Source organism: Photobacterium sp., from assembly GCF_057456235.1.
This window is the reverse complement of the sequence record NZ_JBVCPH010000003.1, coordinates 179,840-198,422: the sequence shown is the minus strand read 5'-3', so window position 1 is coordinate 198,422 and position 18,583 is coordinate 179,840. Positions and strand designations below refer to the sequence as shown.

The window sequence follows — 18,583 nt, the reverse complement described above, 5'->3', positions numbered from 1 at the left end:
ATAAGCTAAGCACCTACCTGACACAATACTGATCTTCCAATCGGCTAACCCCTAGCCCATTCATTTTTTTCACCTGAATCTGTACCGGGATCCGCTCTTTCATTGCCTCAATGTGGCTGATCACACCAATCATTTTTCCTGAAGCATTCAAGCTATCAAGGGCATCAAGGGCGGTGTCTAAGGTTTCGCTGTCTAAAGTACCAAACCCTTCATCAAGAAACAGAGAGTCAATGCTGGTCTTGTGGCTGACCAAATCAGACAATGCCAACGCTAAGGCAAGACTGACCAGAAAGCTTTCACCGCCAGAGAGCGTCTTGGTATCTCGCACGGTATCCCCCTGCCAGGTATCAAGTACCTGAAGCTCTAGCGCTTCGCTTTGTTTGCGTTGCAGTAAATAACGACCGTGTAAGCGATCAAGCTGTCGGTTTGCCAGATAAACCAAATGATCAAGCGTTAACCCTTGGGCAAAGCGACGGAACTTGTCACCTTTTTGCGATCCAATCAATGCATGCAAATACGCAATATCGTCGTATTTTTCTTGCCACTGTTCAATCTGTGCAAACAGCGACTTCTGGTTGCTGCGGCGCTGACTATCATCATCAAGGCTGCGTTTAATTTCACCCTGTCGGTGGGTGATCTCTCTCAGCGTCGCGCTAATGGTAGCTAGCTGTTCGGCCACTTGTTCTAAGGGGGTTTGCGCCAATTGTTGCTGCTCTGGTTTAGCATGCAGATCAGCGTAAGCTTCTTCTGCCTGCTCTTTCAGAACCTGAGTTCGCGCTAACTGCTCGTGGATCTGTTGCTTTAAGCTAACCAGACGTGCACGCTCATCTTCCGCTAACAAGGCGGCCTCAAAAGCCTGATGTGTCGCAAACGGGCTAGAGGCCAGTTGTGCCTGCCACTTGTGCTGTTGCGTTTGCGCATCCTCAGCAAGAGCGCGATGATTTTTTTCAGCTGCACTATATTGCCCCGTCAGATTTTGCAGCTCCTGATCCGCCAGCTGATGCGCGGTTTGTGCTTGCTGATACTCACTGTCACTGCGTTGCGTCAACTGCTGCGCCTTATGACGCTCATCCGTTACCGATTTTTCACCAAACAGTTCGAATCTGAGCTGCTGTTTATCATTCAATTGTGTTGTTACGCTCTGCTGCTGTGACGACAGGTCTTGCAACTGCTTACCGAGCTCTTGCTGTTTTTCAACCAGGTTCGTCGTTTCAATCTCCAGGGCCTTCAATGCTTCCTGGCATGACTGATGCTGTTTTTCTGCCTGCTGCCAGCTTGCCGCCGCTTGTTGCTTTTGCCCTAACCAGCTTTCAATCTGATCGGGCTCTGGCAACGTAAGATCTAAATCAGCCAGCTGCGCTTTTAACTTATCATCAAGTGCTTGCCCTTCCTGACCGAGTTGCTCCAATTCAGTACTGACTTGCGCTGCCTCCTTGTTAAGGCTTTCACTTTGCTGAGTATTTAATGCAATCTGATGTTTCACCTCGTATTCAGCCTGCTTTGCACTGACGACGGCTTGTTGAGCAGTCACTTTCTGCAGATTCAGCTGTTTCAGCCGCTCAAGCTGTGCAGATAATCTTCCCTGTTGTGATTGAACGGTATCAAGGTAAGTCGATAGCGGTTCCTGCTCGGTAATTGCCAAATCTATTTGCAATGATTCGCTGAGCTGTTGCCACTTTTGCCGCAGCTCGGTTTTTTCTTCCGTGAGCTGTTCTAGTCGCCGGGCCAATTCGTTCAACTCTACCAGCTCTTTATTAAGCAACTCTTTGAGCTGACTGGCGCGTTGTTCGATCGTGTCTAACTCAGTTACAACCTGCTGGCGACGTTGCTCGGTCTCCGATATATTTAAGGCTTGATAACTTTCCACCAATGGGTGCTCTTTCGAACCACACAACGGGCAAGGGTTATTCGGTTGCAGCTTAGCGCGCTCTTCGGTTAAATCTGTAATGCGCTTTTCCTGTTCGATCAGCTTATCGAGATCTTTGAGGTGCGATCGCTTGTCTTTATACTGCCCGCGCAGGGTGTCAATCTGCTTATCCAACTGTTGGCTGGTCGCGGTTAATTCTGTCTGCCTTGCTAAGCGTTGTTCTTGTTCGCGATGACACTTTTGAGCTTGTTGTGCCAGCGTCTGCAACTCTAGCCGCAGCCCGTGTTGCTCTGCCAATAAGCGGTGTTGCTGTTCTATTTTACTTTCATCGCTGCCTTTTAAGGCTTGAGACACTGCTTGTTCGACAGAAATTAATTCAGCATTACTCTGCTCAACCTGCTGCGTTTTACTGGCTAATGTTTGTTGATACTGCTGCTGAGTCACCACCAGCTGGGTGGTCTCTTTATCAATTCGGGCACAGCGTTGCTCAAGCTCGGTTTTACCTTTGGTCAACTGTCCCAGGCGGGTAAACTGCGCTTGCCAGAGTGGCAGTTGTTCGGCCAAGGCCGCATCGTTGCTGTGCAGCTGAAGATACGACGCCACTTCAGTAAGTTTCGTTTTATGTTGCTGTGTCTCCACTTCACGCAGTTGTAACTGCTCAGCCTCCTGCTGACTTTGTTCTTCCTGAGCCTGTTGCTGAGCCTGGAGCTTGGTTAGTTCATCAGAGCTTTGTTTACATTCAGCATCTAGCGGAACAATTTTATCATTCAGTAAAGTATCCAGCTGCTGCTGAGCCTGCTTGGCTTGCGAGAACCGGTCACTGGCCTGTTTATACTGCTGTTTTGCCTGTTCCGCTTTTTCACTCGCTTGCTGTAATGCCAGTGTTAACCGTTCTATTTCACCTTTGGCCCGGGCTGCTTTTTCCGTCGCTGCCTGATGCAAGGTAAATTGAGCGCGCATTTTTTCTGCCGGCTCACTTTGCGCTAAGCGCTCTAACGCTGCTTGTTCTTGCTGTTGCCGCAACCGGGCCTGACTTAAATTACTTTGCGCCAGTTCAACCGCTTTTGTCGCAGCAATGACCTTTTCCCACCACTGTTGGTGGGCTTGTAACTGCCGCTGTGTTTTCTCTGCATCTTGTTCCTGACCCGACAATTGAATTTGTTGCTCTAACAGCGCTTCCAGCTGTTCTGCGGTCAACAATTCGACCCCATCGGCTTTCGCTTTCAGTCGTGCCAGTTCGTTTCTGGTGGTAGTGAAATGCTCGTGAACCTTTTCTGAAATTAAGCCATACACTTCAGTACCGGTAAGCTCTTCCAGCAACTCAGCACGATCGTTGGCATCCGCATTCAAAAATGCGGCAAACTGACCTTGGGAAAGCAGCATAGATTTGGTGAACCGCGCAAAATCCAACCCGCTGAATGATTCGATCAATTGGGCTTTTTTCTTCACTTGCGAAGCGAGTATTTTACCGTCATCGATTGTGGCCAGTTCGACTTTGGCTTCTTGTAAGTTGCCATCGATCTTATCCCGTGAGCGGCGCTGGCTCCAAAATGCCCGATACCCCTTTCCTTTGACTTCAAATTCCACTTCAGCCAGACAATCCGTGGTGCCACGTGTCATCAATTCATTCGTGGCTTTTGAAATATTATTCAGTCTTGGCGTACGGTGATAGAGAGCAAGACAGATCGCATCTAAAATAGTAGTTTTACCTGCACCGGTGGGGCCGGTGATCGCAAACAAACCATTGTCAGAAAAAGGCGTCTGGGTAAAATCAATTTTCCACTCACCTTTCAGCGAGTTGATATTCTTAAAACGTAAACTCAGAATTTTCATGCTTTACCTTCTAGATCACTGGCGGGTTCAGTCACTTCTTCCACAATGTCACAAAAAGTCTGACGAATACGTGTAATACGCTGCTGATCTTGTTCAGTATCAAACTGCTCTTGAGCTAACCGTCGTTCAAATACATCCAGAGGAGTTAACTCGGCTAACATTTCTTTTTCCTCACGTTCAATCTGAGTTTGTCGATTGGTGCGTGAGCGGCGCAGCTGTAACACTTCCACATTCAACTCTGCTGTCATCGCCTGAATGCGTTGCTGCAGATCGTTCAGGTAATCCTGGGTCTCAACTTCAATGTAGAGCCAAATCGGCAACTCCCCATCGTAGCCTGCCAATGTATTCAATTGCGTTTCAATGCTATCCAGATCGCCTTTAATCACCTGCATAGGCTGAAACAGAGGGATTTCCAAAGCATCCAACTTAGCCAGTTTCCCGTCAGTGAATTCAGCCACCAGCACCTGTTTCTGACTGCCCAATTCATCAAAGCTAAGCGGGATCGGCGAACCGCAGTAGCGAATATGATCTGATTTTGCAACGACTTGTGGGCGGTGAATATGACCTAACGCGATATAGTCGGCCGGTGGAAATGCACTGGCCGGAAAGGCTTCTAGCGTACCAATATAAATATCCCGTACCGAATCTGAGCTTTTCACTCCCATCGCCGTTAAATGGCCGGTGGCGATAATAGGCAGGGGCTGACTAAACTCACTTCTTTTTTTAACAGCACGTTGATAAAGCTCTTGATAATGCTCACTGATGGCTTTTCCTAATGCTTGCTGTTTCTCGGCTCCGCTCTCTCCGGCCTGACTGCTCATTACATCTCGCGGGCGAATGAAGGGAATGGCACACAGCACGGCCCCGGCTTCACCTTGCTGGTTATTAAGCACCACAATTTGCTCATCGAGATCGGACTGAACTTTGGCGATAACCTGGGTGTTTAAATACGCCAGCAGCCCTTTGGATTCATCTAAGGTTGAAACCGAATCATGGTTGCCACCTAGCACAACTAACTGACAACCAAGCTTGTTCATTTCAACCACAAAGCGATTATACAGCTCACGGGCATAACTGGGTGGCGCACCGGTATCAAACACGTCGCCGGCAATAATGACGGCATCTATCTGGTGTTGAACAATTTGTTCTAATAGCCATGTAATAAAGCCATGATGCTCAGCCGCCCGGCTTTTGGTAATAAAATGCTGGCCAAGGTGCCAATCAGATGTGTGCAAAATTCGCATATTGGAGTGCTCTAGAATCAAATAATAACGCTTGCTACGAGTAGCAATATTATATTGCCCTTAGCAAGCTATAGCTGTGACATTGAATTTAACCAGTCGATGTTTAAAACCCGTTCACAAGTCCGGGTTTACAGCTGATGATGTTAATGCATGATAGTTTACACGTTTATTCTGGTTTTCATGACGATAAATTAAGCGTTTGACACCATCCTATGTGCTTTCCACGGGCAATCGCGGGTAAACTAGGCACACCTCTCGTTATGTGGATTTCTGCGCCTGTGCTGTTACCGATTGATCCTATTAAACCGGTTTTTCTCGACCTGCTTACCCAACACCACCTTGTGGTAGAAGCAGAAACGGGATCAGGCAAGTCAACGCGTCTGCCCTTATGGGCTGCAGAGCAAGGCCGTGTATTAGTGATCCAGCCTCGCCGGATTGCCTGTACCTCGTTAGCAGAATTTCTGGCTGACCAGGCTTGCGAAAAAATAGGTCAGAGTATCGGTTATGCGATTCGGTTTGACTCTCACTTCGATGATCAGACAAAAGTTGTTTTTGTTACTCCGGGCGTCGCTCTGCGTTGGATGAGCGAAGGTCAGCTGGCCAGCTTCGATATCATCATTATCGATGAAATGCATCTGCGCCGATGGGATACCGATTTGTTGATGGCACTGCTAAAACAGCACAATACCCACCGTTTAGTTGCCACTTCTGCCACACTGGACAGCCAACGTCTGGCGGATTATATGGGCGCTAAACCGATCAGAGCCGAAGGCCGGTGTTTTCCTGTCGCCGTCGAGCATCAGGCCAGCGATCCCCGCCATAGCCCTGATAGTCGTCATCTCGACAGTAAAATCAGAACAGCCGTTGACGATATTTTTGCGCGAATAGAAGGTGATATTCTCGTTTTCCTGCCGGGACGCAAAGAAATCAGCCAATGCATGAACAGTCTCAGCCATCTAGATGCTGAGGTCATTCCGCTTCATGCATCGGTCTCTGATACCGATCGGCACCGGGCGCTAAATGAAAGTGATCATCGAAGAATTATTCTGGCAACGAATGTCGCGGAGACATCCCTGACGATCCCCGGTGTGACCGTGATCATAGATTCAGGTCTTGAGCGACGCACTCATCAGCGTAATGGCCGGACCGTGCTGGGTCTGCATGCAATTTCACGCGCCAGTGCAGAACAGCGTAAAGGCCGCGCCGGGCGAATTGTCCCGGGCTTATGTATTCGCCTGTACGGCAGTGCCGCCCCGCTGGAGCTTCTGACCCCACCCGAGCTGCACCGCGAAGAACTGGTTGAGCCGATGCTGGCCTCAGCCTGTTGTGGCTATCGACTCAATGATTTGGCTTTTCTCGACCCGTTACCCGAAAAAACTCTGAGCCAGGCATTCGTAAAGCTGCGTCAGATGCAGGCCATTGATAACAAAGGTAAGATCACTGAACACGGAAAGCGCATCTATCCCTTACCCATTGATTCACTGTTTGCTCACCTGATCACGGCCATGCCGGATAAGGCAAGCCAGGAGGCCATGGTCGATCTGGCTGCAGCCCTTTCTATTCCCCAGCGCTTATACCAACCGCCTAAAAACGAACAAGCACTGGATCAGCTTCAGCAATGGGAAAAGCACCATTGTGACGCAACCACATTGATCAAGCTTATCCGTTATGAAACACCCGATTTTCTTCACGTCGATGATGATTTGCTTGCCGAAGCACGCATGATGGCCGCCCAGATCCGCTCAGCCATGATGTTGCCTCAGCTCAGTGTTGCTACTGCCATTAAACGTGACGGCTGGCTTAATGCCGTTATGCAAGCTGCGCCGGAACTGGTTTTTGTCAGACGAGAGAAACGTCGCCAGGCATTAGCAAACGGTATCAGCGAAGCCACGGTAGGACGTGACAGCCGATATAGTGACAGCGCTGAAGCGGCAGTCATTTTTGATCAATACAGCATGCCGGGCAGAGGCGTAAAACAAACACTGTCATTAGGCACCTGCATCGCACCGGTAAAACTCAACCAACTTATAGAGCTCGATTTTGGGGAGTTAGAACTGGCAGAAAGCCAGATCGTTGATGGCCAATGTCTGTCGGTCATGAAACGGCGTTATGCTGGCCGGGTGATTGAGGTAAAGAAGCAAGAGCCTGCAGGCAAGGTAGTGAGTCAGACTATCGTTGAAATGATCCTCAATAATAAGCTGCTGAATGGATTAGCGGAAAAGATAAATCATGAAATATCGCAATGGAACCTCTATTTAACATTAGGGCGTAATGTACAGCGAATGTCTGAACGTTCAGAGCCCGCAGAATTAATCAGCTGGCTAACCGAGCAGATTGATGCCCTGGGGATTGAGTCTGTCGATGATATTATGCTTTTTCACAATGATGATTTTGTCTTTGCGGGTATTCCTGAATGGGAAACCGCTAACTTTAATGCTGAGTTTCCCCGTAAACTCACGCTTGCCGAGCTAAACCTGACCGTGGAATATGATGTTGCACGAAAACGGGTTTATGTTGTTTACGCCAGCGGTAATCGTAAAAATGATCCGAAACGCTGGGAACTGCCACGCTGGCCTGGGTGGAAAGTTCAATATAAAAAAGCCAGCCGGGTTATCAATGTAAAATAAGACACAGTGCTTATTTTATCCTCACCAGATAGCAACGTTAAAATACACAATTATTTTTTACCTTTTAAGCATACTAAGCTGGGAATCAAGCACAAACAGCATAATCTTTTTATCTCCTAGAGAGTGAAGGCTACTAAGATCTACATTAAATGTTGAAAAACATGATCACTTTCTCGAAAATATTCATTTTCCCCTTTGAATTAAGCGCTTTGACGGTCTAGGATTAGCGCCTCAAATGGAAATATCGCCCTTATTTCCATTTTCTCTTCTAAGACGAAAACAGAGTCTATTGCATGAACAAAAATAAAAGACCTTTATATATTCCCTATGCAGGCCCCGCTCTGCTTGAAACACCTCTGCTAAACAAAGGTAGTGCATTCTCTGTTGAAGAACGTATGTTCTTTAACCTGGAAGGTCTTCTTCCTGAAGCGATTGAAACGATAGAAGAACAAACCGATCGTGCCTATCAGCAATACCAAAAATTTGATAATGATATTGATAAGCACATCTACCTTCGTAACATCCAGGATACTAATGAAACTCTGTTCTATCGCCTGGTAGAAAATCATATCACTGAAATGATGCCTATCATCTATACCCCTACAGTGGGTGCGGCCTGTGAAAACTTCTCGAATATTTATCGCCGTGGCCGTGGTTTGTTCATTTCATATCCAAACCGTGACCGTATCGAAGATATGCTGAACAACGCTTCACGCCATAACGTCAAAGTTATTGTGGTGACAGACGGTGAACGCATTCTTGGTCTGGGTGATCAGGGCATCGGCGGCATGGGCATTCCAATTGGTAAGCTCTCTCTGTATACCGCTTGTGGTGGTATAAGCCCGGCTTACACCTTGCCAGTGGTACTGGATGTAGGTACAAATAACCCTCAACGTCTATCTGATCCGATGTACATGGGCTGGCGTCATCCGCGTATTACCGGCAAGGAATACGAGAACTTTGTTGATGAGTTTATTCAGGCGGTAAAACATCGCTGGCCTGATGCCTTGATCCAGTTTGAAGACTTTGCTCAGAAAAATGCGATGCCAGTACTTGAGCGATACAAAGATAAAGTGTGCTGCTTCAACGATGATATTCAGGGTACAGCCGCTGTGACTGTGGGATCTTTGCTTGCAGCCTGTAAAGCGGCAGGCAGTAAGTTGTCTGAACAACGCATTACTTTTCTTGGTGCTGGCTCTGCCGGTTGTGGTATTGCCGAAGCAATTATTGCGCAGATGGTGTCGGAAGGTATTTCTGAACAGCAGGCCCGTAGCCAAGTTTACATGGTTGACCGCTGGGGTCTGCTGATCGACGATATGCCAAATCTGCTCAACTTCCAACAGCGTCTGGTACAGAAACGCCATGCACTAACGGAGTGGGATACTCAAGATAACAACGTCTCACTGCTGGATGTAATGCGTAATGCTAAACCAACCGTCCTGATTGGTGTTTCTGGCGTTCCGGGGCTATTCAGCGAAGACGTCATTCGTGAAATGCATAAACATTGTGAACGTCCAATCGTGTTCCCATTGTCGAACCCAACCAGCCGTGTTGAAGCAACACCTGCCGATATCATCCGCTGGACAGATGGAAAAGCATTGGTTGCAACAGGTTCTCCATTTGATCCCGTGCTCCACAATGGTAAGACATTCCCTATTGCACAGTGCAACAATAGCTATATTTTCCCAGGTATTGGCTTGGGCGTACTTGCCGTTGGTGCTCGTCGTGTAACGGATGAAATGCTGATGGAAAGCAGTCGAGCTTTGGCTGAATGCTCACCGCTAGCCATTAATGGCCATGGTGCCCTTCTTCCTCCACTGGAGGATATTCAGATAGTCTCTCGTAAAATCGCTTTTGCCGTTGCCAAGAAAGCCGTTGAACAGCGTAAAGCGCCCAAAAATACCGATGAGCGAATCATAGAAAAGATCGATGAAAACTTCTGGCAGTCAGACTACCGCCGTTATAAACGTACTGCGTTCTAATTCAGTTGCATAGTCAAAGCCCGCGCTACCCCGCGGGCTTTGGTTACGACTTGGGCTGTCTTTTTTCCTTCATTGGAAATCGAGTAGCCTAAAGTACCATTACACTTCAATAGCAAAGCCGCCTTGTAGGACGGCGCTATTTATTAAGAAAAAGTTTAAATTAAACTATTTTCCAAGGTCCCCACTGACCGCTTAACTCTGGGTCATCGCCCTGTGTCCAGGACTTAGCTTCGTAGGTCACACCATTAACGACAACCTGTTCCCCCTTGTTATAGACTGTGTTTGCCTTCCAGGCATTAGGCTCTGTTGGTTCAGTTGGTAAGTCAATTTTCTCGACGACACGCACTTCTGGCCAATTGGCATGAGAACCATAGAAGTTGGTTACACATTTCTCGTAATCACCAGGAACCAGAGCTGAGTAAGCCGTTTGGAAACCAACCAGTTCACATTCAAACGACGCGCCACCTGGGCGGTCAGAGTAATTTTTCCAGTTGCCATCCCAGTTGGTATATAGCACGTCTGTTGCACCATTCAGATTCAGGCTGCCATATGGCGTTTGCTGCCAGCAGGTGTTTTCCTCATCCAACTCAACCGGAATATTGTAGTGAGCAGCTAAGCCTTCCCAGTAACGAATACGGTTAACAGGTTGGCCTTTATCTTTGTTTTGCTCACCACATTCGATGCCACCGTTGATCACATTAATGGTGGTACCAAAACCGTAGCCTATACCAGCATCCTTTTCACGCTGTGAAGGGGTCCATGTACGGTCAATCACATGCAGCATCGCGGGCTTAGGCGCTTGCGGCGTAAGGAAAAACCAGATTGCAGAGGCAAGGTTCAGCCATGAATCAGCAACCAAGCCAGGGCTATTCAACAGCACAGAGGCATCGCCATCGTACATCACTTCTGAGAAAGCGCCGTAGTTGAAGTGATAAGACAATTGCTTGGCGCCGCGACCAAAGTAACCTTGCCCAGCAGCACATGGCCAGCGTTTATTCTGCCAATCATCTTGTCCACAACCTGTGGTATAACCTTCCTGGCCTTCAGACCAGCCCATTTCACGCACGTGTACCAGAGCTTGCTGCCATTCTTCAAGGCCAAGTGGGTTATCCCAAATGTTTTCTTTAGTAATGTGGCCACCAGTCTCTTGTGAGAAATGGGCAAATGCAGTAATGATCGATTTTTTACAGATTGCATCTGATTGACTTTTACGATCGTCGGTATATTCACCACAGAATGCAGGGAACTTACCAATAGCGCGCAAGAAGCGAGTATAAGTATACTCAGGCGCTTTTTCTTTTGCCATTTGGGTCAAAAAGTCCCATTGTTCTGGTGGGAAAACTTTTTCTACCCGTTTAACGTTCTCTGGATTGCTAGCCGCTTTTGGCTCAATGGCCTCAACGATGATATTTGGACGCGTTTCAAGCGCTTTTGCCCAGACGGCGTACATTGGGTTAGCAGTTTGCGCGTCTTCGGCAGCTTTCAGCTCAACACGCGAAACAATGTAACCGGTAGGATTTTGTGGATCGGGTTGTGGATTCATTGCAAAACTGTTCGCTGCAATGCCACAACCGATAAGTGTCGACAGTAGTCTTAGCTTAAACATATGAGAAACTCCGTGTAGGTGTATGTTCTTTTTATTACTGCATATCTTTCAGAGGCCTAAAACCTGTTAATACTGCGCTTTGAACAGCCTTTTTATCATAAGAAGAGATAACCCAAAGGCATTCGGCAAGCCATGGAATATGACTTTCCATTGCAGTTTTAATGTTTATTGGCGAGTAGAGTAATTACTAATCATTAATTTGTATGACTTTATTCACTAACTGGCCTGTGGTGTCACTATAAAATGAGCGGTTGAGTTTCCCAAGACTAGATTTGTGCTGAATTCTCTTCATGGATTGTAATTTTTAGAGTTTAATTGCTCCTTCTATCAATTATTGTGGCATTTAGTCGACAAACTCTTCAATGGGCTCATAATTTTCGATGGAAACTCTGATATCTGGTATGAATACTTGTTTTCATATATGCGATGCATTTCAAACATGTTAAAACGGATCACATTGGAGTCTTCCTAGAGCGAGAGGGCTGATTTATTGCCGATATGTTTCTTGCAGACAAAAAAGGCTATTATCTTATTAATCATGCGTCGGTCTTCTAGAGTACTAGCCGGGTATCCGGGCGATATTACCCCAGTTGCTCCATGATGTAGCCAGTAATAGACAAATATTATATAATTCAAAAAAATTAGGAATAACAGTACATTATCAATTGATTAAGGTAGTGTTACCTTCTCGGTTATAGATTAGGATGATTATGAAACTGCTCCCTTCACTACGTATTTTTGCAGTTTTCTGTATCGTTTTATTGGCGATGACTTTAGTCATTGATCGGTGGGTTTCAGCTCAAACATCTGATCGTATATTTAGTGATACCTCACTGATCCCCGCTCGCTCTATCGGGCTTGTCTTAGGTACAAGCAAGTATATTGCCAGGTCTCTGAACCCATACTACACCTACCGTATGACTGCAGCTCTGGAGCTATATGAGCAAAGAAAAATTAGCGTTTTTTTGTTAAGCGGCGACAATGCTCATCGTTCATATAACGAGCCTTGGACAATGAAAAGAGACTTGTTGAAAGCCGGTATTCCAGAGCAGGATATTGTGTTGGATTACGCAGGTTTCAGGACACTTGATTCAATTGTCAGGGCCAAAACCATCTTTGATGCAGATCACTTCTTGATCATTTCTCAGAAATTTCACTGTGAGCGGGCGTTATTCATTGCCCAAAGCAATAACATCGATGCCATTTGTCTGGCCGCCCCTGAACCGAAAGGTATTGCCGGATTTAAAATACGTCTGCGAGAAGTGCTGGCAAGAGTTAAAGCGGTCATTGATCTCTACATCTTAGATGTTAAGCCGCGCTTTCTTGGCCCTAAAGAACCAATTGAAACATTGCAGTTAGAACTTGAAGGACCGGAACCAATAAATTAACAAGTATCTCAGATACTTAATACCTCTCGGAATATTTACCGATTAATATCAAATCAAAGTTAAAAAACAGCCAATAAGTAATTATATTGGCTGCTTTTATATCAAAAGGTTTAAATAATATTCATAATTAGAATATTAAAAGTAGAAATAAACAATTACTCATGCATTAGCACACTCTAATTTATCTTCATTATCTGAAAATTTTTTTAGAAATTTTTCTCGTACTTCTTTGATATGTGCCTGTACATCAGCACGTACTCGCTGACGCGTTAGGGCATCCTTAGAACTCATAATAACCTAGCCTTCTGTATAATCCGTTAATTTGATGTTTTTTATATATATTCCATCAATAACATATTACAAAAAGAACTTAGTTCATATCCATCAGTATTATTATGAAAAACAAACTTATGCGATGTTTGTCACGCTCTGTATATTGCTGTTGCCGCCTTTATAACCAGTGTTTTATTGGTAAATATTAAAGCGATATTATGTAACAATTTATTTCTTTACTATTAAAAAAATCAATATAAAAACGTTGTCATTAACCAATATAAATAGTCAGCATGAAATAATAAGAAGGGACAATCTAATAATATCTTTAAGAATAAAAAGCCTGTCTAAGTTGATAATTCTTTATGAAACCCTACGTTGATGAGGCATCAGACGGGTAGGTTTCCACACATTATTGCATAACCGCCTCACAGTTTTTACAACCGACACCTCCCAAGGGAAACAAATTGGCATCACGGCGTTAACATTAAAAGTATAACGTGTAACATTCATGCCGACGATAACGTTGTGGTGCGTTTTATACACTGCATAAAACCATTGAAAGGAAAGTATATGACAGCCTTAACCCTGACACTCAAAAAGTGGCTACTTAATAGAAATAGCATGATATTCCTGGCTGATATTATGTTGTTTGCCGTTCTGCTAAACACCCTGCCTTTTGATGAGAATGTTGTCATCGGCCTGAGTATTTTGGCCTTTGTTGCTGTCTTATGGTTGACTGAAGCGGTACACGTCAGTATCACTGCGGTCATCGTTCCCTTATTGGCGGTCGGTTTTGGAATATTCCAAACTCCGCAAGCACTAAGTAACTTTGCCAATCCCATTATCTTTTTGTTCTTAGGCGGCTTTGCTTTAGCTGCGGCGCTACATAAGCAGGAGCTTGACAAAGCGATTGCTGACAAAGTACTGCTTATCGCCAAAGGAAGGATGTCGGTTGCCGTATTCATGCTTTTTGGCGTAACTGCAGGCCTTTCGATGTGGATCAGCAACACTGCAACCACTGCGATGATGCTACCTCTTGTGTTAGGTATTCTAAATAAAGTCAATGCCAAGAGTGAGCGTAGCACCTATGTGTTCGTACTTTTAGGTATTGCTTATTGCGCAAGTATTGGGGGGATAGCAACCGTTGTTGGTAGCCCACCAAATGCGATAGCGGCTGCAGAAGTTGGCTTAAGTTTTACTGAATGGATGGCATTTGGTGTTCCCGTTGCACTTATTCTGCTTCCTATCACTGTTGCCTTATTGTATGCCATCGTAAAGCCAAATTTAAAACATACTTTCGAACTTGATCACAAACCAGTTCAGTGGGATAACGGCAAGCTAATAACCCTGGCTATATTTTCCTTAACTGTTTTTCTGTGGATTTTCAGCAAGCCCGTTAATGCATTTCTGGGAGGATTTAGTAAATTTGATACCTTAGTCGCTCTTCTTGCTCTTGTTCTTCTCGGTGTGTCCCGTGTTGTCTCATGGAAAGATATTGAAAAATCGACTGACTGGGGTGTATTGCTGTTATTCGGTGGTGGTATCTGTCTGAGTAATATTCTAAAAGCAACTGGCACCAGTGTATTTCTGGCTCACAGTCTGAGCGGGTTCCTTGAACAGGCAGGCTTGTTCTTCACTATCTTAGTGGTTGTCGGTTTTGTGGTGTTCTTGACTGAGTTCGCAAGCAACACCGCAAGTGCAGCTCTGCTTGTGCCAGTATTTGCCACAGTAGCAGAAGCTCTCGGGGTATCACCAGTGATCCTGTCAGCTCTGATAGCCATCGCCGCTTCTTGTGCATTCATGCTACCGGTGGCAACGCCACCTAACGCTATCGTCTTTAGTTCCGGCCACATTAAACAGAGCGAGATGATGAGAGTCGGTATTTACCTCAACATTGCCTGTATTACTGCACTGACACTGTTTGCCTGGATGTTCTGGTAAGCACTAGGGAAATCGAGTAATAATGTCCTGCGTTTTTTACTTAGGTGGCCATCTCGGCCACCTTTTTATCTTATGTCAATAATCTTTATTGTACCTGCTACCTGAACATCACGATGAAAATACCCACTTAAATAATTTCATCTGCAGGATAACGAACACCTATAATTTCACGGGCTCGGGTAATGATCGCACTGACAATTTGTGTTCTTACCAATCCGAGATGCATAGTTTGCTTCAGTGTAATTAATCGCGCAAACTCCTCCGCTTCATAAACCATGGTATTATCACCCTGATTTTGTGACAACGTCACTGGCGGCTCACCTGTTCGATACAGTTCAACGGCTCTGCAATCAGAAATACCTTGTACCAGCAATGTACCCTGCTCACCTTGCAGCTCGCTTGGAACATATCCATTACTGACTTTAGAATGAGTAATAACAGCATCAAAGTCATTGTAATGAAGTACTAAAGTGCCGTGGGCATCAACACCTGAGTGAAGCATGACTCCCTGAGCAGTAAAACTATTTGGCTCACCAAATAAGGCGATGGCAGCACTTAACGGGTAGATACCAATATCCATTAATGACCCGTTTGAAAATTCGGGATTAAATGTATTGGGATTTTCGCCATTCAGGAACCGGAGATAGCGGGATGAATACTGGCAGTAGGTGAAATGCACTTTCCTCAGCTTACCCAGCTTAGGCAGCGCTTCGCGGATCACATTAAAATTCGGGTTATAGCTTGTTTTTAATGCTTCAAATAACACAACCCCTTTTTCTTGTGCCAATGAAATCAGGTTTTCAACTTCACGAATATTCGAGGCTAGCGGCTTTTCTCCGATAACATGCTTACCGTGTTCAATAAATAACTTCGCTTGCGAGGCATGAAGAGAGTTAGGGCTTGCGATGTATACTGCGTCAACAGTGTCACTGGCTGCCATCTCTTCCAGACTATCAAAGCTATTTTGTACATTGTGCTTGGCAGCAAACTCTTCTGCTCGATCTAACTGGCGGGAGAACACTGCCGTTAGCTGCAGCTTTTGAGAGGCGTGAGCCCCTTCTATGAATTTGTCGGTAATCCAGTTGGTACCAATTACACCAAAACGTATCATCATAATCCTTTGCGCTTTTATTTTATTTATCGCCATTATCCACGAAAAAACACTCAATAATCGAGAATTAAATACGTTGGAATTATTGCGAGCCTGAACATTGCACTAAAGCCTGCATGGAGTAGTATACCCAGCAGAGCTCAGCCGCTCGACTGGTCTCACCTCTCAAATGACACACTAGTGATTCTGACAGGCTTATGAAGGATCACTGGTCCATGATTAATAGTGAAGAGAATATAATGTATTACGCTGAAATCACTGGCTGGGGGAAATGTCTACCTCCGGCCGTTTTAACAAATGACGAACTAAGTACTTTTGTCGACACCTCTGATGAATGGATTCAAACCCGTACCGGTATTGAATCTCGCCATATCAGCCATGTCAACACCTCGAAACTTGCCGAAATTGCCGGGGCCCGGGCTTTAGCCGCTGCTGGAATTGAGGCTGACGAGCTTGATCTTATTATTGTCGCAACCTGTTCACCAGATACATTGATCCCTAATATTGCCTCAAAGGTTCAACTTGACCTTGGTGCAAGCAGAGCCGCAGCCTTCGATATGAATGCAGCTTGTACTGGCTTTCTCTATGGTCTTGAGACTGCCACCCGTATGATTCAGGCGGGTAACTACCAACATGCTTTGGTCATCGGTGCTGAACGTTTATCGTGGTATTTAGACTGGAGCAAACGCGACACCGCCGTGTTGTTTGGTGATGGTGCGGGCGCCGTAGTATTAAGTAAAAGTGAAAAACCGGTTGGCGTACTACAAGCACAATTAGGTTGTGATCCTAAAGGGCGAGATGTCTTAGCCATTCCTGAATTTGGTACGGCAATGGACCGTTTTAATCCTGACGCCGGGCATTTTGATTTCCACTTTGTCGGCCGGGATATTTTCCGCCGTGCGGTGAGGGGCATGGGAACCGCAGCCAATACCGTACTTGACCGCGCCCAGCTTAACAGCAGTGATATTGACGTCGTTATTCCACATCAGGCAAATAAGCGTATTATCGAAGCCCTATGCGAACACGCTAAGATCCCGCTTGATAAGGCATTTATTAACATCCATAAATATGGCAATACCTCTGCAGCAACGGTGCCTATTGCACTTTGTGAAGCCGTCGAAGAAGGCCGTATCAAACCAAATAGCAAGATATTATCCGCAGCATTTGGGGCCGGGCTTACCTGGGGGGCCACAGTGATTCAATGGGGAGAACGGACTACACCAGTCCATCAATCCGACATTGAATTACCGGCATGTGAACAATCGGCCAGAGATTTACTGAAAAACGCCATTGAGCACTGCATCACTCTAAAAGAAGTATAATCCGCGTCTGCCATTCGATTAGAAAAGCCAGTAAAACTGGCTTCTCTTCTACTCGCTTTTTAAAACAGATCAGGCAACCTCAACCCGGTTTCTTCCCCGCTGTTTGGCCCGATAAAGTGCCGCATCAGCTCTGGCTATTAAAGATTCAATATTTTCGTCGCCCAGTTCGGCAACACCAGCGCTACAGGTGATTACTCTTCCTTCTGCCCATTGATACGATTCAACAATCGAACGGATTAATTGGCTAAGTTCTACCGCACCAGCCAGCGTTGTGGTCGGACAAAAAATAATAAATTCTTCACCTCCCCACCGCACAAATACGTCAGATTTACGAATTCGCTTAGAGATCAATTCAGCAAATAATTTAAGCGTTTCGTCGCCTTTCTGATGTCCGAAAGAATCATTAATGACTTTAAAGTGGTCGATATCCAGATAAATCATTGAAAATGGTTGATCGTTCCTTGTCGAATATTCAATGATCTGCACTAGCCACTCATTGATACCGTTTCGATTTCTAACACCCGTTAACATATCATTGTAAGCAAGATCTTCAAAAATTTGACTTTTCTCGTATAGATTTCGATTGGCATGATGCAACATTGAAGCTCTTTCTTCAGTCGCCACCAAATGACGACGTAATTGCCATTGTTCGATACATAAGAATACAATCGCAACACTGACCCACAAAACAACGAGAAACCTCATCAGGTGTGATTCTGAAATCCATTCACCATAAAAAACCAGCTTGTTGAGCTTGATCGTGTATGTGGCTTCTCTTACGTTACTGCCCGTTGCAATTTCAATGAATGTGATGTTATTAAATTGGGCACCAGACTTTTCTATTGGCACCTCATATTCAGCAATCCACCATGATAAAACCTGAAATGCCTTCAGCGGAATAACCGACAAGCCAGATTGTTGACCTGGTGCATACTCAATCGCATTGAACTTTAACGAAACCGGATCACTTATCTTTGAGTAAGAAGGATCATAATTTCTAAGATAAACCCGAATCCGTTCATTTTCTATCGGGCTATCGTAATCAACATTAATACCGATTGAATGATACTTCTGAAGATCTATCCCTTCATTAGTTTCTGATAAAACAATCGCTATTTCGCAAAATGGCCATTGAGCCGTATTCTTAATCTGACAAGTGAGCGTTGATGACTGATCATTAAAATACAGTTCAGACTGCGTCGTTCCTCCTTGGCTAGTATCGTCCACAATCTTAAAAGAGACATTTTGTGGCGAAATCACCAACTCTTTTTCAGCCCCGCCCAGCCAGTGCCACAGAGAAGCCGCAACAGTAAAAAGAATAAGAATGAATGTTGCCAAACGAAAGTACCGTGTAAGCACCACTTCTTCTCTCTCCCTAAGAATCAC

Annotated in this window: 9 protein-coding genes and 1 pseudogene; 5 read left to right on the top strand and 5 right to left on the bottom strand. The window is 45.4% G+C overall.

Annotated features, from left to right (window positions below):
- Positions 1-13 precede the first annotated feature (13 nt).
- Together AC2204_RS05275 and sbcD are read right to left on the bottom strand one after the other, a co-directional pair.
- Complete coding sequence (locus tag AC2204_RS05275; RefSeq protein ID WP_318924436.1) at positions 14-3,700, bottom strand: SbcC/MukB-like Walker B domain-containing protein; 3,687 nt, start codon at positions 3,698-3,700, stop codon at positions 14-16.
- Positions 3,697-4,944 (bottom strand): exonuclease subunit SbcD, encoded by a 1,248-nt coding sequence (sbcD, locus tag AC2204_RS05270; RefSeq protein WP_318924435.1) that lies wholly within the window; start codon positions 4,942-4,944, stop codon positions 3,697-3,699. Before sbcD ends, AC2204_RS05275 begins: the two co-directional genes overlap by 4 nt.
- Before the next feature lie 260 nt (positions 4,945-5,204).
- Between sbcD and AC2204_RS05265 the strand changes: the two genes are divergently transcribed.
- Both AC2204_RS05265 and AC2204_RS05260 read left to right on the top strand, forming a co-directional pair.
- Positions 5,205-7,571, top strand: coding sequence for a helicase-related protein (locus AC2204_RS05265; RefSeq protein ID WP_318924434.1), 2,367 nt, complete (start codon positions 5,205-5,207; stop codon positions 7,569-7,571).
- Positions 7,572-7,864: 293 nt separating this feature from the next.
- Positions 7,865-9,553: an NAD-dependent malic enzyme gene (locus AC2204_RS05260; protein ID WP_318924433.1), complete on the top strand. Its 1,689-nt coding sequence runs from the start codon at positions 7,865-7,867 to the stop codon at positions 9,551-9,553.
- A gap of 163 nt (positions 9,554-9,716) precedes the next feature.
- Here the strand turns inward: AC2204_RS05260 and AC2204_RS05255 are convergent.
- Positions 9,717-11,159, bottom strand: a pseudogene (locus AC2204_RS05255) (chitinase); the annotation flags it as partial.
- A gap of 710 nt (positions 11,160-11,869) precedes the next feature.
- Here AC2204_RS05255 and AC2204_RS05250 point away from each other — a divergent pair.
- Both AC2204_RS05250 and AC2204_RS05245 read left to right on the top strand, forming a co-directional pair.
- A complete protein-coding gene (locus tag AC2204_RS05250; RefSeq protein ID WP_318924432.1) occupies positions 11,870-12,547 on the top strand; it encodes a SanA/YdcF family protein in 678 nt (225 codons plus the stop codon).
- An 846-nt stretch (positions 12,548-13,393) separates the two neighbouring features.
- On the top strand, positions 13,394-14,764 hold the full coding sequence (locus AC2204_RS05245) for an SLC13 family permease (RefSeq protein ID WP_318924431.1): 1,371 nt from the start codon (positions 13,394-13,396) through the stop codon (positions 14,762-14,764).
- Positions 14,765-14,891: 127 nt separating this feature from the next.
- Here the strand turns inward: AC2204_RS05245 and AC2204_RS05240 are convergent, their stop codons facing one another.
- Positions 14,892-15,875: a Gfo/Idh/MocA family protein gene (locus AC2204_RS05240; protein ID WP_318924556.1), complete on the bottom strand. Its 984-nt coding sequence runs from the start codon at positions 15,873-15,875 to the stop codon at positions 14,892-14,894.
- Between the two features lie 239 nt (positions 15,876-16,114).
- On the opposite strand from AC2204_RS05240, the gene AC2204_RS05235 reads away from it, so the two are divergent.
- Positions 16,115-17,197: a ketoacyl-ACP synthase III gene (locus AC2204_RS05235; protein ID WP_318924555.1), complete on the top strand. Its 1,083-nt coding sequence runs from the start codon at positions 16,115-16,117 to the stop codon at positions 17,195-17,197.
- A 69-nt stretch (positions 17,198-17,266) separates the two neighbouring features.
- Here the strand turns inward: AC2204_RS05235 and AC2204_RS05230 are convergent, their stop codons facing one another.
- A complete protein-coding gene (locus AC2204_RS05230; RefSeq protein WP_318924430.1) occupies positions 17,267-18,535 on the bottom strand; it encodes a GGDEF domain-containing protein in 1,269 nt (422 codons plus the stop codon).
- Between the last annotated feature and the right edge of the window lie 48 nt (positions 18,536-18,583).

Excerpts from the sequence above, each read along its gene's own strand:
- AC2204_RS05275 (WP_318924436.1), bottom strand. The coding sequence starts at position 3,700 with ATGAAAATTCTGAGTTTACGTTTTAAGAATATCAACTCGCTGAAAGGT.
- sbcD (WP_318924435.1), bottom strand. The coding sequence starts at position 4,944 with ATGCGAATTTTGCACACATCTGATTGGCACCTTGGCCAGCATTTTATT.
- AC2204_RS05260 (WP_318924433.1), top strand. The coding sequence starts at position 7,865 with ATGAACAAAAATAAAAGACCTTTATATATTCCCTATGCAGGCCCCGCT.
- AC2204_RS05240 (WP_318924556.1), bottom strand. The coding sequence starts at position 15,875 with ATGATACGTTTTGGTGTAATTGGTACCAACTGGATTACCGACAAATTC.
- AC2204_RS05250 (WP_318924432.1), top strand. The coding sequence starts at position 11,870 with ATGAAACTGCTCCCTTCACTACGTATTTTTGCAGTTTTCTGTATCGTT.
- AC2204_RS05245 (WP_318924431.1), top strand. The coding sequence starts at position 13,394 with ATGACAGCCTTAACCCTGACACTCAAAAAGTGGCTACTTAATAGAAAT.
- AC2204_RS05265 (WP_318924434.1), top strand. The coding sequence starts at position 5,205 with ATGTGGATTTCTGCGCCTGTGCTGTTACCGATTGATCCTATTAAACCG.
- AC2204_RS05235 (WP_318924555.1), top strand. The coding sequence starts at position 16,115 with ATGTATTACGCTGAAATCACTGGCTGGGGGAAATGTCTACCTCCGGCC.